This window comes from Arthrobacter sp. CAN_A2 (assembly GCF_015752045.1).
In the GTDB taxonomy this organism is placed as follows: domain Bacteria; phylum Actinomycetota; class Actinomycetes; order Actinomycetales; family Micrococcaceae; genus Arthrobacter_D.
Genome location: NZ_JADOUS010000004.1, coordinates 292,807 through 318,418, shown reverse-complemented (window position 1 = coordinate 318,418; position 25,612 = coordinate 292,807). Strand labels below are relative to the sequence as shown.

The following is a 25,612-nucleotide window of genomic DNA, read 5'->3' as shown; positions in this document are numbered from 1 at the left end:
TAGGAACTTCCATCATCGGAAGGCCTCGACCTCTATCCCGCGACCGCCGCGCCCACCCCGACCACTCCGCCCGCACTCTCAATTACGAAGAGCCCCCAAACCTGCGAGTCACCCGCACGAGTCAATACGCTGGCAACAAACCGCCAACGCGTTGGCCCAGGGGTGGCTCACTGCCAGAAATGCGGTACTGGACACATTCCGGCACCAGCACTAGAAACAAGGGCCCTCTGTTCCTGCCAAATGCCCGCGGATTTCCTGCGGGCGGTTGACGGGTGTCTTGGATCAGTATTTCCTGCGACGGGTTTGAATTAGCGCCACGAGTTGGATGACTTTCGCGGTCCAAGAGGTAGCCGTGAGTTCTTCGGCAGGAGGCGTCGTTTGAGCCACCGTGTCGGCTACGTCGATCATTCACGTCACCGCACCCAGGCCCGCCTTAGCCGTCCCGGCCAGAGTGCGCAAGATCATGCGCAGACTTCCCATTACGGCTTCTACACCCCTATGGTGAGCAGGTAGCCGAAAAGGCACAATGACGCGCCAAAGTATTTTGGTAGGTATCGGTTTGTGGGCGAAACCATCCGTGCGACGTCGTGCTCCGAACTACGTACAGTGCGCGCCCGGATCCGGGCCCGTTCTCATCGCACCGTGAAGGATATCTATCCCATGAACAAGAAAATGCGCTTCCTCGCCGTACCAGCACTCGCCATCAGCGCCGTCGCTATGGCCGGCTCACCCGCTATGGCCGCCGACGCCACCTACTCCTCGACCTTGGGCCAGCTCAGTGGCACCACCGGCTCCGGCACGATCACCCTGGACGTCACCGGCGACAAGGCCATGGTCAACCTGCAGGTCTCCGGCCTCGCCCAGACCTTCATGGACGCCCCGTACCCCCACGTCCAGCACATCCACGGCGGAGCCAAGGGCACCTGCCCCACGACCGCCGACGACGCCAACGGCGACGGCATCCTCAGCACCACCGACGGCGCCGCGTCCTACGGTGGCATCCAGACGACCCTCACCACCTCCGGCGCTACCACGCCTGCCGAGGGCCTGAACCTGGCGCTCGGCGGCCAGGGTGGCAGCTACACCATCGAGCGTGAGATCACCCTCGACGCCGCAACCAAGGCATCCCTCGAAGCCGGCACCGCCGTCGTCGTCGTCCACGGCCTGGACCCCGCCACCGTCACCGGCACCCCTGAGGCCTTCAACGCACCCAGCGACCTCGACCCCAAGCTCCCCCTCGGCGCCACCTCGCCCGCACTGTGCGGCACCCTCGTGAAGGGCCAGATGGGCGCCATGCCTAACGGTGGCGCCGACACCGGTGTAGCCACCGAAACCGGCTCCAACACCGGCGCCCTCGCCCTCGGCGGCGGCCTGCTCCTGGCCGCAGCAGCCGGCGGAACCTACGTCGTCCGTCGCCGTACGGCCGACAACGCATAACAAGCCGGCACCAACCCATCCGCCCCGTAACGGATAACAGCACGCAACAGCAGTCCTAGCAGTACGAGCTGATCGGATCACGGAAGACACCTCATGATCAGCTCACCCAGCGACCGCCGCAGACACCATCTGGTATCTGCGGCGGTCGCTCTGTTACTCCTCACCGGCTGCTCAACCCCCACCAGTACCGGCAACGACACCAACACCGGCACGAGCCCTTCGCTGACCCCCACACCAGCGACAACACAGTCATCACCAGCCGCCCCGGCGACTGCGTCCTCACCTCCGGCGGTCACACCGCCGGCGAGGTCCGCACCAGCTCCCGGGACGGTCGCGCCCGCTCAACCGGCAGTCCTGCCAGCCTCAGCGCCCGTGTCGTTCTCCATTGCCTCCACCGGCGCCACCTCAGAGCTCCTCAGCACCGGACTAAGGGACAATGGGTCCCTGGAAGTACCCCCGGACGGGCCCGGCGCACCAGCGAGCTGGTACAACCAGTCCCCTACCCCCGGAGAACGCGGACCCGCTGTCCTCCTCGGACACGTCAACGCCACCGACGGCGGACCCGGGATCTTCGCTGACCTCCGCTCCCTCACCACTGGCGACACCATCGAGGTGCTGCGCGAAGACGGCAGCACCGCGACCTTTACCTTCGACCGCGGTGAGCAATACCCCAAGAACGAATTCCCCACCCAGACCGTGTACGGCAACACTCCAGGATCCGAACTACGGCTCATCACCTGCGACGGCTACGACCCCGCAACCGGGGAATTCGACGACAACTACGTCGTCTACGCCACCCTCGTCCCCTGACCGAGCCCACCATGTAGAAAAAACGCAGCCCAGACACCCGTCTTTCTTAGAATCCCTGCGTCAGCAGTCGCCCCCCTGCCGCCCGCGAGTAGACTCCATTTACTAATGGGTAGTGATTGTTCGGGTCTCGGCTGCACCTTGCTGGAGGGCCCATTCGATGACTAGGCGGACGGGTGTGAGGCTCTGATGGACGGGCACGTGCAAATCTGGATGACCACCTTCGGCCTGGCAGAAGGCAACCTGAGCATCGACGACGTGTGGGTCCGGTATTACGGGCTGGGAGGTGAGATCTCTGCCTTCGAGCTGCAGGCCTATCTGGCAGGCCTGTTATCTTTGCCACCGAGTGAGCGGAACCTCTTGGCCGAGGCGACCAATGAGTTGCTCGAGCTGACACCGGTACAATTCCGGGTGCCGGTCGACGCCGACGACGCAGCGGCGCAACAGGGTGGGGACTCAAGGCGGGCGCTCGGTGCTGCCGGCGCGTTCCTGTTCAATGCCGAAGAGCAAGAAGATGAGCGCCTGGCCGCCGTGGTGCGAACGCACCTGCTCGATTCCCTTCCTGAGGACCGGTTCGACCGATACACGCAGCAGGCCAGGGACTACTTCCAGGTCAGCTCCTCGACCATCGCCCTGCTCGATGACCGGCGCATGTTCCTCAAATCGGTGCTCGGACCCGTAGCGCAGGGCCTGCCGCGGGACATCACGTTTTGTCATACGACGATCCGCAGCGCCGGGCCTCTGATCGTCAAAGACGCACTCAAGGACGAACGATTCAGTACCAACCCCCTGGTGACCGGGGAGCCCTTCATCCGCTTCTACGCCGGCTACCCGCTGCGGGGCCCACACGGGTGGACCGTCGGCGCGCTCTGCGTCATCGACCAGAAACCCCGTGACTTCACCGCCAAGGACGGACGGTTCCTGCGCACACTGGCCGGCCTCGTGGAAGACGAAATCAACGACTGATCACCACCAGTCCTGCCAGGACGCCCTGCGGGTGCCCCTGGTGTTGCTTCTGCTCCAGTCACTGGGACTGGGACTGGGACTACCCTGAGGCACCGGAGGGGGTTGCGGTGAAGTGCGTGCGGATCGGGTCTGTCTGGCCGAGAGAGACCAGAATGCTCTCGGAGACGTCCTTGAGCTTCACATTCCTCGAGTTCGACGCACGCCGCAGGATGCCGATCGCCTCGTCCTGCCCGCACCGGTTCTGCGCCATGATCGCGCCGACCGCCATATCAATGGCGGTCCGGGACTCCATCGCGCTCTGGCGGTTCCGCGCCTCCTCGCCGAGGCGCGCGATACGCACCGCAAGACGCAGCGACCGCGACGCATCACGCGCGAGTCCCTCAGCGACCAGGATCCCCTTCTCGTCGAAGGTATGGGCTTCGGTGGAGTAAAAATCCAGACCCGCACTGGCTCCCGCATCGAGCCTGATCGGGACACCCAACGCGGACCGGATGCCATTCGCTGCGATGGCCTTCCTGTACTCCGGGAAACGTGGCTCCGTCAGGAAATCAGCGACATGCACGGTTTCACCCTCGCGGGCGGCGCGAAGGCACGGACCGTCATCGAAACCCAGCTGGATCTCGTCCATCCGCTGAGCTTCCTCACTGCTACTGGCGACCGACGCGATAGAGCGCGGCCGCAACAGTGTCACCGCGCAGAACACTTCCCCGTGCTCGCCGGAGAAAGCCTCGGCGGCAACAGTCACCAAACCGGTCAGGAACTCCTGGACGTCATCGCTGTCCATCACCAGGTCCTGCAACAGCGCGGTCACAGTGTCCTGCTCGACTTCGCGAGCAAGCTCCCGTTCATCCGCCACGATAAGCCTCCTGATTCTCCCGGTCCGAAACAACACGTACGCACACCGACACCGGAAAGGCGGAGCCACCCCCAAGAGTACGGGCACGGCATGCGGTGCCGTGGCCGTACCGGGCGCTGCGGGGTCACCGACGCTTCGATCAGCTGACCTCAGCTCGAGCTCTTCTCCACGGCGTCGCTGCGCTTCAAGCCCTGACGTGTTCATCGAGGTGCCGGTAGATGGTGCCGCGAGACACCCCGAAGGTCTCGGCGATCTGCTGCACCGTGTACGTCTTCTGTTCATACATCGCCCGCGCCTGCCGTGCCCTGTTCGGTGTCATCTTCACCCGCCCACCGCCCGTCCGTCCCCGAGCCCGGGCTGCGGCCAGGCCGTCCTTCGTACGCTCCACGATCAGGTCATGCTCGAACTCCGCGATCGCAGCCAACATGTGGAAGAACAGCCGCCCACCCGGGGTCGTCGTATCAATACCCTGCGACAAGGCCTTCAACCCGACCCCCCGCCGCTGCAGCCCGTCGGCGACTTCCTTCAAATTTCGCACCGACCGACCCAACCGATCCAACTTCGTCACGACCAGGGTGTCCCCCGCCCGCAGATACTCCAACGCGTCCTCCAGGGCCGGCCGCTTCGCCAACACACCCGAAGCGTGCTCGATGAACACCTTCTCGCACCCGGCGGCCTCCAGCGCGTCGGTCTGACCGTCCAGATTCTGCTCCCGCGTTGAAACCCGCGCATACCCAACAGCTGCCATGCCCCAAACTGTACCGTGGACGTGCCTAACAGCACGTAGGTCTCGGACACGACCCATAGAACACGACTGTGGGACTGTCCGAAAAACGGTGTATATGATCCGCGGTTCTCATCGGCGAGTGGTTCCTTCGAACGTCCAGCGAAGGGGGAAAGCGAACGCGTCAAGGGCGAGCTTCCATGGGATCACCCAGCGCGCTCTTCCACCGCTGATGGGGTCAAGGGACCGAGCCTCGCGGTCGGATCAACGAACGACTAAATCAGTCAGGGGAAGGAGCCCGTCAACGCCTACTGGGTCCCTGCCAACCCGTGCTCGCGCACGTGGGCGGCGAGCTGGTTGTAGTGCTCCCATTACACCTGCTCCGGGTCCGCCGTCGGTGCTTCTTGTTCGCCGGCCACGCCGGCTGGTCATGGATTACCCAGCACGCATCGAATCAGGATGGCTCCCGTTCGATCTGTCGGTCGACGGCGCGGACCACGCGTTTCACGGCGATCCTGCGCCAGGCGGCGATCACGGACACCGCCACGCCGCGGGAGTACATGAGCAGCCATTCCAGCTTGCCTTCACACGCCTCCGCAGGCAACGCTCGGCGCGGAGCGCGGGTCACTGGCGGAGTGGAAGCAGCGCGGCTGGTAGCCATTCCTACAAGGGCCCTCCCAGGAACCCTGGCTACACGTCAGGCGGGCCGGTGCCCGAAGGCGAAGATGCGGCGGAAACCGAACACCGTCCCGTGCTCCCCGGCAGGGTACGCGCGTCGCAGCAGGTCCCCGTAGCCGGCCTCGAACTCCTCGGCCTCGTCCGCGGACAACGCGTCCAGGATCGGCCGCAGGCCGGTGCCGCGCACCCAACCGAGGACGGCGTCCTCCCCCGGCAGCACCTGCTCGTAGGTCATCTCCCAGACATCCGCCTGCAGTCCCGCGGAGAGCAGGAGCCCGAGGTAGTCGGAGGGCTCACCGACGGCATCGTCATGGCGCAGGACGCCGTCGAGCCGGGAGGCCCACCGCGGGCTCGCCGCGTGGTCGCGCATCAGTGCGTGCGACGGCGCCGAGAAGTTGCCGGGAACCTGCACCGCGAGCCAGCCACCCCCGGGGAGCGCCCGAGCCCACCGATCGAGGAGGCCTGCGTGACCGGGCACCCACTGCAGCGCGGCATTCGTGACGCTCACGTCGTCCCCTCCCGGTGTGTAGTCGCGCAGGTCGCCGACCTCGAACCGCAGGGTCGGGAGCGCCGGCCGCTGCCGCGCGGCGTCGATCATCTCCACACTGGAGTCGATACCGACCACCTGGGCATCCGGCCAGCGGTGAGCGAGCGTCTCCGTCAGATCGCCCGGGCCGCACCCGAGATCGACGACGGTCCGTGGAGCCTCATGTCCCACCCGCGTGACGAGGTCGACGTACGGGCGCCCACGACGACCCGCGTGGCGCGCGTAGAGTCCAGGATCCCAGCGCATGGCCCACCCTAACCTCCACCGAACCGCACCGGTAGGCTGAATAGATCATGACAATCCAAGAACACCTCCCCCGGCACGACGACGGCCGACTCACCGCGGATGCGGTCTACGAGGCCTTCACCGGCTGGGCGACGGCACGCGGCCTGACCCTGTACCCGGCGCAGGACGAGGCCGCGATGGAGCTCGTCTCGGGCAACAACGTCATTCTGGCCACGCCCACCGGCTCGGGGAAATCCCTCGTCGCGATCGCCGCCCACCTGAAGTCCTTCGCCGAGGGGCGTACCAGCTACTACACGGCCCCCATCAAGGCCCTCGTGTCCGAGAAGTTCTTCGCCCTCTGCGACATCTTCGGACCGGAGAACGTCGGCATGATCACCGGCGACTCGGGCGTGAACCAGGACGCGCCGATCATCTGCTGCACCGCGGAGATCCTCGCGAACATGGCCCTGCGGGAGGGCGCCCAGGCGGACGTCGACACCGTGGTCATGGACGAGTTCCACTTCTACTCCGACCCGCAGCGCGGCTGGGCGTGGCAGGTCCCGCTGCTCGAACTGCCACAGGCCCAGTTCCTCCTCATGTCCGCGACCCTCGGCGACGTCACGCGCTTCGAGAAGGACCTCACGGAGCTCACCGGCCGGGCGACGGCGACCGTCACGTCCGTGGAGCGCCCCATCCCGCTCCACTACTACTACGTCGAGACGCCCATCCAGGAGTCCCTCGAGGAGCTGCTGTCCACGCGGCAGGCGCCCGTCTACGTGGTGCACTTCAGCCAGGCCGAGGCGATCGAGCGCGCACAGAACCTGATGAGCGTCAACGTCTGCACGCGGGAGGAGAAGGACCGCATCGCGGAGCTGATCGCGACCTTCCGGTTCTCCGCCGGGTTCGGGAAGACCCTCAACCGGCTCGTGCGCCACGGCATCGGCGTGCACCACGCCGGGATGCTGCCCAAGTACCGGCGACTCGTCGAGCAGCTCGCCCAGGCCGGCCTGCTCAAGGTCATCTGCGGTACCGACACCCTCGGCGTCGGCATCAACGTGCCGATCCGCACCGTGCTCCTGACCGCCCTGAGCAAGTACGACGGCGTCCGCACGCGCCTGCTCAACGCGCGGGAGTTCCACCAGATCTCGGGCCGCGCCGGCCGCGCGGGCTACGACACCGCGGGCACCGTCGTCGTCCAGGCACCCGAGCACGTCGTGGAGAACGCCAAGGCCATGGCGAAGGCGGTGTCCAAGTTCGGCGACGACCAGAAGAAGCTGCGCCAGGTGGTGCGGAAGAAGCCCCAGCAGGGCTTCGTCTCCTGGGGCAAGCCCACGTACGAGCGGCTCGTGGAGAGCGTCCCGGACCCCCTGACGTCGTCGTTCTCCGTCAGCCACTCCATGCTCCTGAACCTCCTCGAACGCCCCGGCGACCCGTTCACGGCCGCCAAGCGGCTCCTGACGGAGAACCACGAGACGCGCGCGTCCCAGCTCCGGCTCATGCGCCGCGCCATCGGGATCTACCGCGAGCTCGTCACGGCCGGCATCGTCGAGAAGCTGCCCGAGCCTGAACCGGACGGCCGCCGGGTGCGGCTCAAGGTGCACCTGCAGGCCAACTTCGCCCTCAACCAGCCGCTCTCGCCGTTTGCGATGGCGAGCCTGGAACTGCTGGATCCGGAGGCCCCAGGGTATGCGCTCGACGTCGTCTCGGTCATCGAGGCGACGCTCGAGAAGCCCCGCCAGGTCCTCAATGCGCAGGAGAAGAAGGCCCGCGGGGAGGCCGTGGCCGCGATGAAGGCCGAGGGCATCGACTACGACGCCCGGATGGCCCGCCTCGAGGAGGTCAGCTACCCGAAGCCGCTCGAGGAACTGCTGCAGCAGGCCTTCGACGTCTACCGCGCGTCCGCGCCCTGGCTCGGCGACTTCGAGCTGGCGCCGAAGTCCGTGGTGCGGGACATGTACGAGCGGGCCATGAGCTTCGGCGAGTACGTGGCGTTCTACTCCCTCACCCGGTCCGAGGGGATCCTCCTGCGCTACCTCGCCGACTGCTACAAGGCGCTGCGCCACACCGTGCCCGTCGAGGCGCTGCGCGAGGACCTCAGCGACATCCTCGAATGGCTCGGGGAACTGGTCCGTCAGGTCGACAGCAGCCTCCTCGACGAGTGGACGCAGCTGGCGGCAGGCCTCACGCCGGTCGCGGCGGCGGACGCCGTCGACCTGCCGGACGAGCCGCCGTCCGTCACCTCCAACGAACGGGCCTTCCGCGTAATGGTGCGCAACGAGATGTTCCAGCGGGTCAAGCTCTTCGCCGACGAGCAGGATGCGGCACTCGGCGCACTCGACGCCGATTCCGGCTGGACCGCCGACCGCTGGGCCGAGGCCCTGGACGGCTACTTCGGGGACTACGAGGACATCGACGACGGCCCCGACGCACGCGGACCGAACCTCCTGCTGATCACGAAGACCCCCACGGCGTGGAAGGTCCGGCAGATCCTGAAGGACCCGGAGGGCAACAACGACTGGGGCATCAACGCGGAGATCGACCTCGCGGCCTCCGACGAGGCTGGCAGCCCGGTGGTGAGGATCCTCGGCGTCGGGGGTCCGGCGGCCGTCTGACCCGGCCTCCGCGTCAGCCGGTCCTCCTCCGGCCCGGAGCCTTGGCTAGGCTGGAGGAATGACTACCATTCGGGAAGCACGGCCGGCGGACGTTCCGGTCATCCTCCAGCTCATCCACGACCTCGCCCTCTACGAGCGGGAGCCGGACGCCGTCCGGAATACCACCTCGTCGCTCGAGGTGGCCCTGTTCGGTGAGCGGCCCACCATCTACGCCCACGTGGCGGAGGCCCAGGGGGAGGTCCAGGGCTTCGCTCTCTGGTTCCTCAACTACTCCACCTGGGAGGGCGTCAACGGCATCTACCTCGAGGACCTCTACGTGCGCCCCGAGGCGCGCGGATCCGGGCACGGGAAGGCGCTCCTCGCGAACCTCGCCCGGATCGCCACCGAACGCGGCTACGCCCGGGTGGAATGGTCGGTCCTCAACTGGAACGAGCCGTCGATCCGCTTCTACGAGAGCCTCGGTGCGGCGGCACAGTCCGAGTGGAGCACGTTCCGCCTGACGGGCGACGCGCTCGCCGGCGTCGCTGCCCTGTGAGCGGGCAGGCCACCGCGCACGGCACCGCTGATCCCGACCACACCGCGGACCGCACCGCCGATCACGCCGTCGGACGGACGGCCGTCATGCGTGGCCTGCGCACCACCGGCCACATCTTCCGCGTCCCGCTCGACCACACGGACCCGGCCTCTCCCCGCATCGAGGTGTTCGCCCGCGAGTACTCGTCACTGGACCACAGCGACGACGACGCGTCCCGGCTCCCCTGGCTCCTGTTCCTGCAGGGCGGCCCGGGTGGCCGGGGCGTGCGCACCACGCAGCTCTCGGGCTGGATGAAGGCCGCGGCGCGGGACTTCCGCATCCTCATGCTCGACCAGCGCGGCACCGGGCTCTCGACGCCGGCCGACGCCGCCACACTCGGCGCCGTGGGGACACCGCAGGCGCAGGCCGACTACCTCGCGCACTTCCGCGCCGATTCGATCGTCGCCGACGCCGAACTGATCCGTTCCCGGCTCGGTAGCGCGCCCTGGACGGTCTTCGGGCAGAGCTACGGCGGCTTCTGCACACTCACGTACCTCTCCCTGGCGCCGGAGGGCATCGAGCGGGCCCTGATCACCGGCGGTCTGGCCCCCCTGTCGGGCTCGCCCGACCAGGTGTACCGGGCGACGTTCGCACGGGTCGAGGAACGCAACGCCGAGTATTTCGGGTGGTACCCGGAGGATCGGGAGCTCGTCACGCGCATCGCCGCCCACCTGGGCCGCGTGGAGGAGTTCCTCCCGAGCGGCGAGCGGCTGACGGTGCGGCGGTTCCGGATGCTCGGCTCCTTCCTGGGCGGGAACACGCGCGTCCACGGCCTCCACTACCTGCTGGAGGACGCGTTCACCACGACGCCGGACGGCCCCCGCCTGTCGGGGTCGTTCCTCGAGCAGGTCCACGGGCTCGTGAGCCGGGCGGCTCAACCGCTGTACGCGCTGATGCACGAGTCGATCTACTGCCAGGGGTCGGCTTCCGCGTGGTCCGCCCGGCGCGTCCTCGAGGAGTACCCCCGCTTCGGGGACGACGCCGCCGAGGTCCTGCTGACCGGCGAGATGATCTACCCGTGGTACTTCGAGGAGGACCCGGCGCTCCGGCCGCTGCAGGCCGTCGCCGACCTCCTCGCGGAGAAGTCCGACTGGGGTCCGCTCTACGACACGGACGTCCTGGCCACCAACACCGTCCCGGCAGCCGCCGCGGTGTACCGCCACGACATCTACGTCGACAGGGACCTGTCGCTGGCGACGGCTGCGTCGGTCCGGAACCTGCAGGTGTGGGAGACGGACGAGTTCCACCACGACGGCATCGCGGACGACGGCGAGGCGATCTTCGAGCGGCTGCTCTCCATGACGCGGCGCGGAACAGCGGGTTCGACGACGTGATCCGTGGCGCCGGCGTCGCGGGCCTGCTCCCCTTACGAGGCCCTGCCGCCCGGTTCGACGGGTATCACGTGGATCCCGATCTCCTCGTCGGCCGCCGGCGCGAGGACGACCAGCACATGACGGGCCGTGATTCCCGCCAGTGCCTCGGCCACGCGGCGGGCCACTTCATCCCGGGGACTCCCCTCCGCCGCAACCGCGTCCGTGCTGGCGTCGGTTCGTCGCCAGGCGGTGACCTTGGCGCCTGTCGCCTGCGCCACGGAGCGCGACAGCCCATCGTATGCAGGGCCGGCGACGAGTGTGACCCGCTCGATGGCAGGTCCCCTGCCCGGGGAGGCGTCCGCCGGCAGCACCCGTTCGCGCTGCCACAGGGCGAAGTGGTATCCGGCGACCAGGGCCGCTGCGACCAGGAGCCCGAGGGGTCCCCGGATCCGGTCCACCACGCTACCGCCTGACACGTCGCCCAGGACGAACTCGAAGAGCCTGTATCCGATGACCAGCAGCGCAATGAGAGCCACCACGGCGCTGACGCCGAAGACGGCGACGAGGTAGATGCGCCTGCCCGGAGGGATGGACCCGGCGTCCCTGGGCCGGCTGGCAGGCTGCCAGGACAGCCACCAGACCGGGCCTCCCACCGCGAGCGAACTGAGGCCGGCAAGCAGGAGAGTGCGCGATCCGCTGCCGACCAGCGGGGAGACGGTGATCGCCAGGGTTGCGTTGATGATCACGCCGATCCCCGAAGCCGCCGCCGCCAGGGCAACTCCGGAGGTCACCAGGACGCCCGCCCGTCGTGTCCGGATGGAATGACTGTCCGCGATGACCCGGTGATACCGCCAGACAAGAGCACCTATCGCTGCAGCGGCAACGGCTGGACCCAGGGGTGCCAGCACCTCGCCCATCGGGTCGGTCCGGTCGAATGCCGTCCTGAGGAGGACGAAGAGTGCGGTCCCCGCCGCCCCGAGCGCCAGAAGGCCGGCGGTGAAGATGCCTACCCCGACCAGTGCGATCTGCGCCAGGGGGGTGTACAGCCTGCGTCCCCCGCCCGGGTACCAGTGCCACCACCAGACGAGGGCGCCACCGGCCGCCCAGACAAGGGCCCGGAGAACAGGCTGCCACCAGGATCCTGTATCCGGGACCAGGCTGGTGAACCCCCGGAGCGCAACGTCGAGCAGGCCTCCGAGGGCGGCAATCGCGAAGAACGTGCCCAGCAGCAGCCCGTAGACCGATCCGACGACGACCGGGACATCGTCGAGGCTGGTCGGGGACTTCGTCGGATGCCGGAACATCCAGCGGTGCCATGCCCACACCAGGAGCCAGACCAGACCTGTGGACAGGGATGACGACCATCGCGATCCGAGCGGACCGATCAGGGACGCCGCCGTGGCGAGGAGCGCGGTCACGGAAACGATCAGGGACACGGCATAGACCGCTGACAGGTGGAGTCCCCATCCGACAGAGCTCCGCTCCGTCCCGTCGTCGAGCCGCCTCCAGACCACCCACCACAGGAGTGCGGCGAGTGGACCGCCGATCAGGGTGAACGCCAGCGCGCGGGCCAGCTCTGTCACATCGGCTGATACCAGAACGGCGTCCCCGCTGAGCAGGCGGTCCAGCAACCCGCTGAGCCCGACGGCGGTGATCACCACCAGCGCGAACAGCAGACCGTAGAGGATCAGGCGACGGAGTGCGAGTTGGCCCGGACCTGCCCTGGCGGCAGCAGACGCCCCGGGCTGGCTCATGGACCCACCGGCGTCCGCGTGCAGGCCAGGAGCTGATAGGGAGCCTGATCGATCCTCCACACTCCGTCGACCTTCTGCAGCGAGAAGCGGTCCTCCATCTCGTACTCAGAGGGTCCGAACGGGCCTCCCGGTTGGGAGACCACCACGGAGACCCGCACCAGGGCCGAGGTCTCCCGTTCGTTCGTGGAAATCAGGACGACGCGGGACGGAGGAGGTGGGTTGTCGACGACGGCTCGGCACTCGGTCCGTGCCGTCGTCGTCAGATAGGCGGTGGCCGCACCAGTATCGCCCTCCAGAACGGCGGTGCTGTAACGCTGGACGATCCCCGCCGGGGTCGAATCGTCCAGCGCAGGCGGCTCCCCGCGGCTGAAGACCACGGCCAGGGCGACGATCACCAGCACCGCGATCCCTGACACGATGGCAACCAGAAGACGGTCGGTCTGTTTCGCCACGGGGTTCATGCGGTCAGTATGGCCGCACTCCGCCGTGTCGGGGCGGGTCTGTCGGCCTCATTTGCGCGGCAATCCGCTGGTCGGATGATCGCGGCGCCGCGTACGTGACGGGCGAGGTCGGTGATCCGTCCGGTGAAGGGACGCCCGCCGTCCTCATCCCTCAGGACTGCCCCGGCGACGGACGGGCGCCCTCCGCCGGAGCAGGAGGACTAGCGGCGGTGTTCCTCGGCCTCGACCTCGTCGGCGGCCTGGCGGAGTTCGTCGTCGACCTCGGGCTCGGTGTGGGCACCGTCCGTGGTCTCGATCCCTGCCTCGGCCGGGGCTGTGCCGGTGACCCGGGAGCGGATGAGGCTGGCGATCACGGCGACGACGATGGTGGCCACGATGACGGCCAGGGACACGAAGGTCGGGATCTCGGGGGCCCATTCGATGTGCTCGCCGCCGTTGATGAAGGGCAGCTCGTTGACGTGCATCGCGTGCAGGATGAGCTTGATGCCGATGAAGGCGAGGATCACGGAGAGCGCGTGCTTGAGGTAGATGAGGCGCGTCATCAGGCCGCCGAGCAGGAAGTAGAGCTGGCGAAGGCCCATGAGCGCGAAGATGTTCGCCGTGAACACGATGAAGGCGCTCTGTGTCAGGCCGAATATCGCAGGGATGGAGTCGACGGCGAACAGGAGATCGGTCAGGCCGATCGTCACGAAGACGATCAGCATCGGTGTGAAGACCTTCTTACCGTCGACCACCGTGCGGATCTTGTTGCCGTCGTAGGAGTCCGACATCGGCAGGACCGAGCGGAGCTTCGCGATGAGCTTGTTGTCGCCTGCATTTTCCTCGTCCTCACCGGAATCGGTCGCCTGCTTGTAGGCCGTGTAGAGGAGGAAGGCACCGAAGATGAAGAAGATCCAGCTGAAGTTCTCGATCACGGCGGCACCGAGGGCGATGAAGATCCCGCGCAGCACCAGGGCGATGATGATGCCCACCATGAGCACCTCCTGCTGGTACTTCCTGGGCACGGAGAACCTGGCCATGATGATGATGAACACGAAGAGGTTGTCGATGCTGAGGCTGTATTCGGTGATCCAGCCGGCGATGAACTGCCCGCCGTACTCGGGCCCGGTGAAGACGAACATCAGGGCCGCGAACACCAGCGCGAGGCCCACATAGAATGCGACCCAGAGTCCCGCTTCCTTCATCGAGGGTTCGTGCGGCCGCTTGACCACGAGCAGCAGGTCGAACAGCAGGATCAGGCCGAGCACGATGAACGTGCCGACCTCGAACGCTACGGGCAATGCGGGCATGGAATACCTTCCGGGGGTGCTGTGGATCGCCGTGAGTCTCTCCGCCGCGGCTTCGAGCCGGCCGGCCGCTACGCCCGGCGTGGCAACTGTGCCTCGCGTGCTGACGTCCGTAGCGCTTAGGGATACTCCCTCACGTCCGGATAATGCTACCCGCCGAGCGGGAAGGCCGACGAACGGGCGCCCTCGGGTGCTCGTCCGCCGGCCGCCTTGACAGGGTGCACGACGTCCTGCTGGACGCCGGTCGGCGGTCTGCCTGGAATCAGGCGTGCCCTGCCGACTGCATCTGCCGCAGTTCCTTCTTCAGGTCCCCCACCTCGTCGCGCAGCCGTCCGGCCAGCTCGAACTGCAGTTCGGCGGCGGCCGCGTGCATCTGGTCGGTGAGCTGCTGGATCAGGTCCGTGAGGTCCTCCGCGGGTACGGAGGCGAGGCCCTGGTGCCGCCCGGCACCCTTCTTCGGCTTCCGGGACTTGCCGGCTTCCTCGAGCAGCGCCCGTGTGTCGGCGTCCTCACGGTTGATGGTGTCCGTGATGTCCGCGATCCGCTTCCTGAGCGGCGTGGGGTCGATGCCGTGCTCGAGGTTGTGGGCCACCTGGATCTCCCGGCGCCGGTTGGTCTCGTCGATCGCTCGCGCCATTGAGTCCGTGATGCGGTCCGCGTACATGTGCACCTCGCCGGACACGTTGCGTGCCGCACGTCCGATCGTTTGGATGAGCGACGTCGCGCTCCGGAGGAAGCCCTCCTTGTCCGCGTCGAGGATGCTGACGAGCGACACCTCGGGGAGGTCGAGCCCCTCGCGCAGCAGGTTGATGCCGACCAGGACGTCGAAGGTGCCCATCCGCAGTTCACGCAGCAGCTCCACGCGGCGCAGCGTGTCGACGTCGGAGTGGAGGTACTCGACCTTCACTCCGTGCTCGAGCAGGTACCCGGTGAGGTCCTCGGCCATGCGCTTGGTGAGGGTGGTGACCAGGACGCGTTCGTTGATCGCCACGCGCTTCCGGATCTCGTCCAGCAGGTCGTCGATCTGGCCCTTGGTCGGCTTGACGACCACCTCGGGATCGATGAGGCCCGTGGGGCGGATGATCTGCTGCACGAATCCGTCGGCCTTGCCCAGCTCGTACTTGCCCGGGGTGGCGGACAGGTAGACCGTCTGCCCGATGCGGTCCTGGAACTCGTCCCACTTCAGCGGACGGTTGTCCATGGCCGACGGCAGGCGGAACCCGTGGTCCACGAGCGTCCGCTTCCGCGAGGAGTCGCCCTCGTACATGGCGCCGATCTGCGGGATGGTCACATGTGACTCGTCGACGACCAGCAGGAAGTCGTCGGGGAAGTAGTCGAGCAGGCAATGGGGCGCCGAGGCGGGATCGCGACCGTCGATGTGCCGCGAGTAGTTCTCGATGCCGTTGCAGAATCCCATCTGCTGCATCATCTCGAGGTCGTAGGTCACGCGCATCCGGAGGCGCTGCGCCTCGACGAGCTTGTTCTGCGCCTCGAATTCCGTGAGGCGCTGCTGCAGTTCGTCCTCGATGTCCTTGATCGCGCGCGTCATGCGATCCTCACCGGCGACATAGTGGGAGGCAGGGAAGACGTACATCTCCTCCTCCTCGCGGATCACGTTCCCGGTCAGCGGGTCGAGCGTGTAGATGTTCTCCACCTCGTCCCCGAAGAACTCGATCCGCAGGGCGTGCTCCTCGTACATGGGGATGATCTCGACGGTGTCCCCGCGCACCCGGAACGTGCCGCGGTGGAAGTCCATGTCGTTGCGCGTGTACTGCATGCCCACGAACTGCCGCAGCAGTGCGTCCCGGTTCATCTGGTCGCCGCGGCGCAGGGTGACCATCTTGTTGATGTACTCCTCAGGCGTCCCCAGCCCGTAGATGCAGGAGACGGTGGCGACGACGATGACGTCGCGGCGCGTCAGCAGCGCATTGGTCGCGGAGTGCCGGAGGCGCTCGACCTCCTCGTTGATGGAGGAGTCCTTCTCGATGAAGGTGTCCGTCTGGGGGACGTAGGCCTCGGGCTGGTAGTAGTCGTAGTAGGAGACGAAGTACTCGACGGCGTTGTTGGGCAGCAGCTCGCGGAACTCGTTGGCGAGCTGCGCGGCGAGCGTCTTGTTCTGCACCATGACCAGGGTGGGGCGCTGCACCTGCTCGATCAGCCAGGCGGTGGTGGCGCTCTTGCCGGTACCGGTGGCACCGAGCAGGACGACGTCCTTCTCCCCCGCGTTGATGCGCTCCGCCAGTTCCTTGATGGCCGTGGGCTGGTCACCGGCCGGTGTGTACTCGCTGATGACCTCGAACGGGGCGACCACACGCTTGATTTCCTGCGCAAGACTCATGGCTCAACGGTAGTCCCTGCCACCGACACTTCGCCGCCGATCTGCTGGCGGCTGAAAGCCTCCCGATCCCTCCGAACGGGCTCAGGCGGAGGCGGGTGCAACCCCCACCATCACCGTGACGTCGATCGCCGGGTCGGCCGCCCGATGGAGTGCTGCCGGGGGGGTCCGACCGGGGCCGGCGGTGCGCTCGTCCCGCGGGAATCCCGCCGCTGCGACGGCGTCCGACGCCGACTCGAGGCCCCCGGCCTGCGGGACCAGGACATGAAGGCCCGCGCGCACGACGACGTCGGTTCCGGCGGGCGTCCCGCCGGGGCTCCCATCGGGGACCACGGAACAGCCCGGCGGGAGGGCGGCGTCCAGCTTCCCCCGGATGCGGTCCGCCAGCCCGCTCGTCCCTGCGAGGCCCGCGGTCGGCCGTGGAGCGCTCCGACGCGCAGGCGTTCCTGCGGCCAGGTTGTCGCGGAACGGCAGGATGCGCATCCGCCACAGGCCGTCCGTCGACGCGAGGAGTTCGTCGACCCCGCCGTCGTTGAGAATCACGGCATCGGCCGCGCGCAACCGTTCCCCACGGGACGCCTGCGCCGCGATGCGCCGCTCGGCATCGCCCCGTTCCATGCCGCGGTGCTCCACCATCCGCTTGAGGCGCAGGGCGTCCGGGGCGTCGACGACGACGACGAGGTGGAACCGCGCGGCCTGACCGGTCTCGACCAGGAGCGGGATGTCCTCGACGACGACGGCATCCTCCGGTGCCTCCTCGATCAGGGCCGCGGCCGCGGCCCGCACGCGTGGATGCACGATGGCGTTCAGCCGCTCGCGGGCGGCCGAGTCGGCGAAGACGAGCCGGCCCAGGGCGGGCCGGTCGAGCGCGCCGTCGGCTCCGAGGATCTCCGGCCCGAAGGCGGCCACGACGGCGTCGAGGCCTTCCGAGCCCGGCTCGACCGCGGCGCGCGCCAGGACGTCCGAATCGACCAGCACGGCGCCCAGGTCCGCGAGCCGGCGGGCCACCACCGACTTCCCGGCAGCGATGCCCCCTGTCAGTCCGATACGCAGCATGAACCAACCCTAGTCCGCGCCGTGTCCAACGGCACGGCACCTAGGATTGATCCGGTGACCCCGTTCAGCCTCGACCACCTGCGCCGCCGCCCCGACCTGGAAACACCCGAACTCGTCGCCGTGGACGCAGCGGACCGGCTGCTCCTCGACACCGCCGCGGAACGACTCCGCCTCCCCGGTGACATCGCGACCATCAACGACGCCTACGGTGCACTCACCCTCGGCGCCGCCCATTTCTCCGACCGGGGCGGCGTCCGCGCCTTCCAGGACGGTCTGGTCCACGAGCGGGCGCTCGCGCTGAATGCCACCGACCAGGGGCTTCAGGGCGCGTACCGGTCCCTTCCCCTCGACGCCGGACTGCTCGACGGCGTGTCGACGGTCCTCCTGCGCCTCCCCCGCTCGCTCGACGAGCTCGACGAGATCGCGTGGACCATCGCCGCCCATGCCCGCCCGGATGTCGTGGTCCTGGCGGCGGGACGCGTCAAGCACATGTCGGTCTCCATGAACACCGTGCTCGGCCGCTACTTCGGCGACGTCACGGCCGGCCTGGCCCGGCAGAAGGCACGGGTCCTCACGGCGGCGGGTCCCCTGGCGGTGGGCGCGTCCTCCTTCCCACGCAGCGCGCAGCACGACGTCGGGCTGGCCCGTCCGCTCGAACTCCTCGCCTGCGGGGCGACGTTCGGCGGGCCGGCGCTCGATCCCGGCACGCGCCTGCTCCTCCCCCACCTCCGCCGGCTCCCGCCGGCCGGCGCGTCGGGGGCCGCCGACGTCGTCGATCTGGGCTGCGGGAACGGGGCCATCGCAGCCTTCGTTGCGCTGACCCATCCGGACGTCCACGTCCTCGCCACGGACCAGTCCGCCTCGGCGATGGCATCCGCTGCAGCGACGGCGGCGGCCAACGGCGTGGCCGATCGCATCACGGTGAGCAGGGACGACGCGCTCTCGGCACTGCCGGACGCCTCGGTGGGGCTGATCATCCTCAACCCGCCCTTCCACCTCGGCAGCACGGTGCACGCCGGCGTCGCCCATCGGCTCTTCGATGCCTGCGCGCGTGTCCTGAGGCCCGGCGGGGAGCTCGTCACGGTGTGGAACAGCCATCTCCGCTACCGGCCCGTCCTCGAACGGACCATCGGGACCACACGCCAGCTGGACCGCTCGCCCCGCTTCACGGTCACGGTGTCGACGCGCCGGTAGGCCCCTCAGCGGCACGGGGGGATCGAGTCCGGGTCCGGCCTCGAGAGCGCACCTCCGGTGGGTCGTAGCGCCCCGGATCCACCTCACGTACACGCTCGACCGGTCGCCCCCCGCCATACGGAGAAGGCCCCCGTCCAGTGGACGGGGGCCTTCAACGGTACTGCGGTCGACGCGGGAGCTTACGCCCCGGTCAGCTTCTCGCGGAGAGCGGCAAGCGCCTCGTCGGAAGCGAGCGTTCCCGAACCGGAGCCGGAATCGGCGACGACGGGCTCGGAGGAGTAGCTCGTCGAGTTCGACTCGACCGGCTCGTTCGCCGCAGCGGCGTCGTCGGACGCGTGCTGGACGACCTGCTTCTTGTGCGACTCCCAGCGGGACTGGGCCTCCGCGTACTGGGCTTCCCAGGCAGCGCGCTGGTTCTCGTAGCCCTCGAGCCATTCGTTCGACTCGGGGTCGAAGCCCTCGGGGTACTTGTAGTTGCCCTCTTCGTCGTACTCGGCGGCCATGCCGTAGAGCGCGGGATCGAACTCGGTGCTGTCGGCGTCAACGCCCTCGTTGGCCTGCTTGAGGCTGAGCGAGATGCGGCGGCGCTCCAGGTCGATGTCGATGACCTTGACGAAGAGCTCGTCACCCACGGAGACGACCTGCTCGGCCAGTTCCACGTGGCGGACAGCGAGCTCCGAGATGTGCACGAGGCCTTCGATGCCGTCCTCGACGCGAACGAACGCGCCGAAGGGGACCAGCTTCGTGACCTTGCCCGGGACGACCTGGCCCAGGGCGTGCGTGCGGGCGAAGGTCTGCCAGGGATCCTCCTGCGTGGCCTTCAGCGACAGGGAGACCCGCTCGCGGTCGAGATCGACCTCGAGGACCTCCACGGTGACCTCCTGGCCGACTTCGACAACCTCGGACGGGTGGTCGATGTGCTTCCAGGACAGCTCCGAGACGTGCACGAGGCCGTCGACGCCGCCGAGGTCCACGAACGCACCGAAGTTGACGATCGAGGAGACGACGCCCGGACGGACCTGGCCCTTCTCGAGCTTGTTGAGGAACGTGGAGCGCACCTCGGACTGGGTCTGCTCGAGCCACGCACGACGCGACAGCACGACGTTGTTGCGGTTCTTGTCGAGCTCGATGATCTTCGCTTCGATCTGCTGGCCGATGTACGGAGCCAGGTCGCGGACGCGACGCATCTCGACGAGGGACGCGGGCAGGAAGCCGCGCAGACCGATGTCCAGGATGAGGCCACCCTTGACGACCTCGATGACGGTGCCGGTGACGACGCCGTCCTCTTCCTTGACCTTCTCGATGTCGCCCCAGGCGCGCTCGTACTGAGCACGCTTCTTGGAGAGGATCAGGCGGCCTTCTTTGTCTTCCTTGGTGAGAACCAGAGCCTCGACCTGATCGCCCACGGAGACGACGTCCCCGGGATCGACGTCGTGCTTGATGGAAAGCTCGCGGGAAGGAATGACACCCTCGGTCTTGTAACCGATGTCGAGCAGGACCTCGTCGCGGTCGACCTTCACGACGGTACCTTCGACGAGATCTCCGTCGTTGAAGTACTTGATGGTCGCGTCGATCGCTGCGAGGAAGTCCTCAGCGGTGCCGATGTCGTTGATCGCGACTACGGGGGCACCTTGCTTCTCGGTGGTGGTGATGGTCATGTAGTTGGGGCTCCGTTGTGGAAGATTACTTGCTCCGGTCACGCTGGACCCCGCGGTTCCGGCTGCGCCGGATGCGGTTTCCTGTGTCCGGATGTGGACGAAATGGAAAGGACCTCGGTGAGGTCCAGGAAAGGTAGCGCACCCTCATGACCCGCCGGCTCAACACCGGAAGACACCAGAGCGCACCACGCGCCTGTCTAGTCTAGCCCCGGGGTGCAAGACCGTCAAAGCAGCGCCGGGGCCCCGGCGTCCGGCGGTCGGGACGGCACAGGGGGGTGCCGCAAGCCCTAGAAATGCGTGATGCAGTAGGGCTCCTGCGGGCGGCCGAACAGGGTATCGAGCACGTCGACGGCATCGTCCGTGTGCACGGTCAGTCCCCCGGCCGCCGCGAGCGTGGACGCCTGCACCCCGCCGAGGTAGAGCGAGCCCAGCGCGTTGACGGTCGCCGTGATGTCCGGGGTGGCCGAATCCTCCACCCGCTCGACCTCCCCGACGCCGTCGACGACGGTCAGCACGTAGGCGCCGTCGGCGATCCCGTGGTCGTCCAGCACCTCCAGGACGATCCTGCCGCTCCCGCGGTAGGACCGCTTCCCGAGGGCCGCCGGCACGTCCAGCAGCCGGACCCAGAGCACGTCGTCGGTGCCCTTGACCTGGTAGCAGCGCCGGTCCCGCAGCGCCCAGGGCAGGGCGTCGTCGCGTCGTGCGCCGTCCCAGGTGATGCGCTCCACGAGGTCCAGCGATCCGAGGTACCGCCAGAGCTCGAGGTAGGCCGACGGCGTGGAGGCCACGAGGTCCACGACCTTCATCGTGTACGGCGTGGTCTCCCAGCCCGCGAACCGGTAGCTCACGAACCCTGCGGGCTTCCCCGCGGCGTCGTAGTGCACCGCCATCCGCACCGCGCGGTCCTCGACGGGCCGCTCGCGGCCCCAGGCGCCGGCGATGCGCCGCGCGACGGCGTACTGCCGGCCCACCGAGCCGAAGGTCACGGCCTGAAAGCCCTCGAAGATCTTCTCGGCGAGGTCCACGGCGTGCTCCCGGGCGACGAGCGCCGTGGTCCCGCTTCTCGGCGCCGTCACCTCGAAGCGTTCGCGGACGTCGACCTCGATGGTCTGCGTGAACGTGGCGCAGCCGAAGCCGAACCTCCCGTAGATGGTGGCCTCGGACGCGGTGAGGATCGCCAGCGCGAGTCCGCGCTCCTTCGCCTCGCGGAGGTCGCGCGTCATCATGGACCGGAGGATCCCGTTGCGGCGGTGGCTGGGGCGGACCGTGACCGCGGTGATCTGGTGCGCATCGAGCTGTGCGGCACCGACATTGAGCGGGTGCACCATGGTGCCGTAGGTGGCCACAGGGTGCCCGGGGCCGAGAGCCTCGGCGGGCTGGGAGCTGTCATGGACACCCCACAGCACGCGCTGGTCGGCCTGGTACGCCGCGAGGTAGCGCGGGACGTCCTCGGGATCGAGCGTCCCCTCGTGGAAGCCGATGCTCTCGCCGTCGAGCCACTTCGCGAAGCGGCCGTCCGTCGAGGCGTCCTCGTCGGCGCCGGGAGTGAAGATCTCGGTCCTCAGGGTCGGCTGGTGGGCGGGCTGGGCGGGGTCTGTGTACTGGCTCACAGTCCACCAGCCTAGACGGGCGCGTCCGGCTTGCACCAGCACGGCTGCGGGCGCGCCGGACGGCGCCGCACCCGGGCCGGGTATCAGTGCGCGGCGTCGTGCCAGCTCGCCCCGGTCCCCACCGAGACGTCGAGCGGGACGGAGAGGTCGGCGGCGCCGCCCATCTCCTCGCGGACCAGCGCCTCGACCTCCTCCCGCTCCCCTTCGGCGATCTCCAGCACGAGTTCGTCATGGACCTGCAGCAGCATGCGGGACGCCAGTCCGCGCTTCGTCAGCGCGTCGTCGACGCCGAGCATCGCCTTCTTGATGATGTCCGCGGCGGAGCCCTGGATGGGCGCGTTGAGGGCCGCGCGTTCGGCCATCTCCCGCAGCTGGCGGTTGTCGCTCGACAGGTCCGGCAGGTAGCGGCGCCGCCCCTCGATGGTGGAGGTGAAGCCGTCCTTGCGGGCCTGCTCGACGATGCCCCGCAGGTAGTCGCGCACCGCGCCGAAGCGTTCGAAGTAGTCGCGCATGAGCGTGCGCGCCTCGTCCACGGAGACGTTGAGCTGCTTCGAGAGCCCGAACGAGCTCAGCCCGTACACGAGCCCGTAGGACATCGCCTTGACCTTCGAGCGCATGGCGCTGGTGACCTCCTCGGGCGCGACGCCGAAGATGTGCGAACCGACGAACCGGTGCAGGTCCTCGCCCTCCTGGAACGCCGAGATGAGCCCCTCGTCGCCGGAGAGGTGCGCCATGATGCGCATCTCGATCTGGGAGTAGTCGGCCGTCATCAGGCTCTCGTACTTCTCGCCGTTCCGGCCCTGTCCGACGACGAACACCTCGCGGATGCGGCGCCCCTCGTCCGAGCGCACCGGGATGTTCTGCAGGTTCGGGTTCGTCGAGGACAGCCGGCCGGTCGCCGCGATGGTCTGCAGGTAGGTGGTGTGGATGCGGCCGTCGTCCCCCACCGCCTTCCGCAGGCCCTCCACGGTCTGGCGCAGCTTCATGGCGTCGCGGTAGGCGAGCAGCTGCTCGAGGAACGGGTGACCCGTCTTGGCGATGAGGTCGGTCAGGGCGTCGGCGTCCGTGGAGAACCCGGTCTTGATCTTCTTGGTCTTCGGCAGCCCGAGCTCGTCGAACAGGACGATCTGCAGCTGCTTGGGCGAGCCGAGATTGATCTCCTTGCCGATGATCCGGTAGGCCTCCGCGCCCGCGGCGCTGATCGTCTTCGAGAAGTCGTCGTACAACCGGTCCAGGCCCTCGACGGAGACGGCGACGCCGGTGAGTTCCATGCGGGCGAGCACTTCGGCGAGCGGCAGTTCTAGTCCGCCGAGGAGCTGGTTCGCCCCGCGCTCCACGAGCTGCCCGGCGAAGTGCTCGCTGAGGCGCAGGGCGGCGTAGGCCGCCACCACGGCCGGCGACGCGACGTCGTTGCCGCCGAGGTCGAGGGCCTGCTGTCCCGAGGAGTCGGTGGCGGACGCCGTGATGGACAGGCGCAGGTGGTACTGGGCGAGATCCGCGAGGTCGTAGCTGCGGCGATCGGGCTGGATGAGGTACCCGGAGATCGCGGTGTCGTCGATCTCCCCCGCGAGCAGGAAGCCGCGGGCGGAGAGCAGCTTGGACACGGTCTTGAAGTCGTGCACGATCTTGGGCGCATCCCGGTCCGACAGCCAGGCGCCCAGCACCTGCTCGGCGTCGGCGTCGAGCGGTTCGAGCGGGATGAAGGCGGCGTGGAGGCTGGTGACGACGGCGAGCCCGACGACGTCGGTGGCGCCCGCCGTCGTCTCCGTCGCCGGCGCGACCGAGGCCTGCGCCTGGTTGGTGGCGTTGAACCAGTGGGTCAGGCCGGCGGCGTCCTGGAGGACCTCGTGAGCGGGCGCGTGCTGCTCATCCGCCTCGTCCTCGGTCTCCTCCTCCCCGAAGAGGTCGAACAGGCGCTTGCGCAGCGTGTTGAACTGCAGCGCGTCGAAGAGGTCCTCGACGGCGGAGCGGTCCGGGTGCTGCGAGACCATCGCCGCCAGGTCCACGGGCAGGTCGAGGTCCGTGAGCAGGCGGTTCAGGCGCCGATTCCGCTTCACGTCCTCGATGTTGGCACGCAGCGAATCCCCGACCTTGCCGCCGATCTTGTCCAGGTTCTCGAGGATGCCCTCGAGGCCGCCGTACAGCTTGATCCACTTGGCCGCCGTCTTCGGGCCGACCCCCGGCACGCCGGGCAGGTTGTCGGCGCTCTCCCCCACCAGCGCGGCGAGGTCCGAGTACTGGTGCGGCGGGACGAAGTACTTCTCCTCGATGGCCTGCGCGTCCATCTGCGGGATGTTGGTCACGCCCTGTTTCGGGTACAGCACGGTGACGCGGTCGTTGACGAGCTGGAAGGCGTCGCGGTCACCGCTGACCACCTGGACGTCCCAGTCGGCGGCCGCCGCCTGGCTGGCGAGCGTGGCGAGGATGTCGTCGGCCTCGTACCCGTCCATCGAGATGGTGGGGATGCGCATGGCCTCCATGACCTTGATGATGAGGTCCACCTGCCCGTGGAACTCCTCGGGCGTCTTGGAGCGGCCGGCCTTGTACTCCGTGTACTCCTCCGACCGGAAGGTGGGGGTGTCGAGGTCGAAGGCCACCGCGACGTGGCTGGGCTGCTGGTCCTTGATGAGGTTGATGAGCATCGCCGTGAAGCCGTACACGGCGTTCGTGTGCTGGCCGGTATCGGTCGAGAAGTTCTCGGGCGGCAGGGCGTAGAAGGCGCGGAACGCCATGGAGTGGCCGTCGATGACGAGGAGCCTGTTGCGTGAGCCGTCGCTGCGGCGGCCGGGATCCTGCGCGCCTGCCGCCGTCGGGGATGCTGCTGTGGGTGCCTCCGCGGCGCCGTCGGCGGGAGGGGCGATGGTCAGGGTGGCAGCAGGTTTGGTTGTTTCACTCACAGGTGCCAGCCTAGTTCCCATGACAGACAACCGCACCCGACCCGACGCCGTCCAGCCACCGTCCAAGGAGCGTCTGGCCGAACTGGTCGCCGCCGGTATCCCTGCCGGGATGCACGGCTGGCTGGGTCGCTACGGGGTGGGCGCCCTCACCGTGAAGATGGGCATCGTCTTCTCCGAGATGAGCGCCGAGCGCATGGTCGCCACGATGCCGGTCGAGGGCAACCAGCAGGTGGCCGGCATCCTGCACGGCGGCGCCCATGTGGTGCTCGCGGAGACCCTCGGCTCGTTCGCGGCCGGGCTCCATGCCGGCCCGGGCAGGCACGCCGTGGGCATCGAGGTCGGCGCGACCCACCACCGCAGCGCGGACTCCGGGCTCGTGACCGGCACCGCCACGGCCATCCACCTCGGGAGGACCCTGACCACGCACGAGGTGGTGATGACGGACGAGCAGGGCCGCAGGCTCTCCACGGCCCGCATCACGAACATGATCCGCGACGACCGCGGCTGAGCGGTGCACCCCGGCGTCCTCCGGATGACCTGCAGGGAGCATCCAGCAGACGCCCAGCCGGGGCTCGGATACTGAGGGAAGCACGACGGCACCCGGCTCGATCGGGACGGCCGA

The 25,612-nt window shown here is 68.2% G+C and carries 20 protein-coding genes; 8 read left to right on the top strand and 12 right to left on the bottom strand.

Annotated elements, in window-relative coordinates:
• Positions 1 to 660 precede the first annotated feature (660 nt).
• From IWX63_RS07380 to IWX63_RS07370, 3 genes are all read left to right on the top strand, one after another.
• On the top strand, positions 661 to 1,437 hold the full coding sequence (locus IWX63_RS07380) for a CHRD domain-containing protein (protein ID WP_199277505.1): 777 nt from the start codon (positions 661 to 663) through the stop codon (positions 1,435 to 1,437).
• Between the two features lie 372 nt (positions 1,438 to 1,809).
• Positions 1,810 to 2,247 carry a sortase domain-containing protein gene (locus IWX63_RS16770; RefSeq protein ID WP_334685711.1) on the top strand — a complete coding sequence of 146 codons (438 nt, stop codon included), beginning with the start codon at positions 1,810 to 1,812 and terminating at the stop codon, positions 2,245 to 2,247.
• 210 nt (positions 2,248 to 2,457) lie between these two features.
• Positions 2,458 to 3,210, top strand: coding sequence for a GAF domain-containing protein (locus tag IWX63_RS07370; RefSeq protein WP_199277503.1), 753 nt, complete (start codon positions 2,458 to 2,460; stop codon positions 3,208 to 3,210).
• 79 nt (positions 3,211 to 3,289) lie between these two features.
• On the opposite strand, the gene IWX63_RS07365 is transcribed toward IWX63_RS07370, so the two are convergent.
• The 4 genes from IWX63_RS07365 to IWX63_RS07350 form a co-directional block, all read right to left on the bottom strand.
• Positions 3,290 to 4,066, bottom strand: a complete 777-nt coding sequence (locus IWX63_RS07365) for an ANTAR domain-containing protein (RefSeq protein WP_334685710.1) — start codon at positions 4,064 to 4,066, stop codon at positions 3,290 to 3,292.
• 184 nt (positions 4,067 to 4,250) lie between these two features.
• Complete coding sequence (locus IWX63_RS07360; protein ID WP_199277502.1) at positions 4,251 to 4,814, bottom strand: recombinase family protein; 564 nt, start codon at positions 4,812 to 4,814, stop codon at positions 4,251 to 4,253.
• 430 nt (positions 4,815 to 5,244) lie between these two features.
• Complete coding sequence (locus IWX63_RS07355; protein WP_199277501.1) at positions 5,245 to 5,418, bottom strand: hypothetical protein; 174 nt, start codon at positions 5,416 to 5,418, stop codon at positions 5,245 to 5,247.
• Between the two features lie 69 nt (positions 5,419 to 5,487).
• Positions 5,488 to 6,261, bottom strand: coding sequence for a trans-aconitate 2-methyltransferase (locus IWX63_RS07350; RefSeq protein WP_199277500.1), 774 nt, complete (start codon positions 6,259 to 6,261; stop codon positions 5,488 to 5,490).
• 47 nt (positions 6,262 to 6,308) lie between these two features.
• On the opposite strand from IWX63_RS07350, the gene IWX63_RS07345 reads away from it, so the two are divergent.
• The 3 genes from IWX63_RS07345 to IWX63_RS07335 all read left to right on the top strand — a co-directional run bounded on the left by IWX63_RS07345 (position 6,309) and on the right by IWX63_RS07335 (position 10,760).
• The gene (locus tag IWX63_RS07345; protein ID WP_199277499.1) at positions 6,309 to 8,852 is read left to right on the top strand and encodes a DEAD/DEAH box helicase; all 2,544 of its coding nucleotides are present in this window, start codon (positions 6,309 to 6,311) and stop codon (positions 8,850 to 8,852) included.
• 58 nt (positions 8,853 to 8,910) lie between these two features.
• Positions 8,911 to 9,387, top strand: a complete 477-nt coding sequence (locus IWX63_RS07340) for a GNAT family N-acetyltransferase (protein ID WP_199277498.1) — start codon at positions 8,911 to 8,913, stop codon at positions 9,385 to 9,387.
• An 86-nt stretch (positions 9,388 to 9,473) separates the two neighbouring features.
• Positions 9,474 to 10,760, top strand: a complete 1,287-nt coding sequence (locus IWX63_RS07335; protein ID WP_199277529.1) for an alpha/beta fold hydrolase — start codon at positions 9,474 to 9,476, stop codon at positions 10,758 to 10,760.
• A 32-nt stretch (positions 10,761 to 10,792) separates the two neighbouring features.
• Here IWX63_RS07335 and IWX63_RS07330 read toward each other — a convergent pair whose 3' ends face one another.
• The 5 genes from IWX63_RS07330 to coaE all read right to left on the bottom strand — a co-directional run bounded on the left by IWX63_RS07330 (position 10,793) and on the right by coaE (position 17,631).
• A complete protein-coding gene (locus tag IWX63_RS07330; RefSeq protein WP_199277497.1) occupies positions 10,793 to 12,493 on the bottom strand; it encodes a DUF5671 domain-containing protein in 1,701 nt (566 codons plus the stop codon).
• Complete coding sequence (locus tag IWX63_RS07325) at positions 12,490 to 12,954, bottom strand: hypothetical protein (protein WP_199277496.1); 465 nt, start codon at positions 12,952 to 12,954, stop codon at positions 12,490 to 12,492. The genes IWX63_RS07330 and IWX63_RS07325 overlap by 4 nt, the downstream gene beginning before the upstream one ends.
• A 200-nt stretch (positions 12,955 to 13,154) precedes the next feature.
• The gene (locus tag IWX63_RS07320; protein ID WP_199277495.1) at positions 13,155 to 14,243 is read right to left on the bottom strand and encodes a TerC family protein; all 1,089 of its coding nucleotides are present in this window, start codon (positions 14,241 to 14,243) and stop codon (positions 13,155 to 13,157) included.
• Positions 14,244 to 14,502: 259 nt separating this feature from the next.
• Entirely contained in the window at positions 14,503 to 16,578 is a 2,076-nt protein-coding gene (uvrB, locus tag IWX63_RS07315; protein WP_199277494.1) for an excinuclease ABC subunit UvrB, read from the bottom strand.
• An 81-nt stretch (positions 16,579 to 16,659) separates the two neighbouring features.
• A complete protein-coding gene (coaE, locus tag IWX63_RS07310; protein WP_199277493.1) occupies positions 16,660 to 17,631 on the bottom strand; it encodes a dephospho-CoA kinase in 972 nt (323 codons plus the stop codon).
• Positions 17,632 to 17,685: 54 nt separating this feature from the next.
• Here coaE and IWX63_RS07305 point away from each other — a divergent pair, with 54 nt between their 5' ends.
• Positions 17,686 to 18,825, top strand: a complete 1,140-nt coding sequence (locus tag IWX63_RS07305; RefSeq protein WP_199277492.1) for a class I SAM-dependent methyltransferase — start codon at positions 17,686 to 17,688, stop codon at positions 18,823 to 18,825.
• Positions 18,826 to 19,004: 179 nt separating this feature from the next.
• On the opposite strand, the gene rpsA is transcribed toward IWX63_RS07305, so the two are convergent.
• The 3 genes from rpsA to polA form a co-directional block, all read right to left on the bottom strand.
• Positions 19,005 to 20,483 (bottom strand): 30S ribosomal protein S1, encoded by a 1,479-nt coding sequence (gene rpsA, locus IWX63_RS07300; RefSeq protein WP_199277491.1) that lies wholly within the window; start codon positions 20,481 to 20,483, stop codon positions 19,005 to 19,007.
• Positions 20,484 to 20,770: 287 nt separating this feature from the next.
• Entirely contained in the window at positions 20,771 to 22,093 is a 1,323-nt protein-coding gene (locus IWX63_RS07295) for a GNAT family N-acetyltransferase (RefSeq protein WP_334685709.1), read from the bottom strand.
• Positions 22,094 to 22,176: 83 nt separating this feature from the next.
• Positions 22,177 to 24,825 (bottom strand): DNA polymerase I, encoded by a 2,649-nt coding sequence (gene polA / locus IWX63_RS07290; protein WP_442859111.1) that lies wholly within the window; start codon positions 24,823 to 24,825, stop codon positions 22,177 to 22,179.
• 184 nt (positions 24,826 to 25,009) lie between these two features.
• On the opposite strand from polA, the gene IWX63_RS07285 reads away from it, so the two are divergent.
• Positions 25,010 to 25,498, top strand: coding sequence for a hotdog fold thioesterase (locus tag IWX63_RS07285; RefSeq protein ID WP_199277489.1), 489 nt, complete (start codon positions 25,010 to 25,012; stop codon positions 25,496 to 25,498).
• Positions 25,499 to 25,612 lie beyond the last annotated feature (114 nt).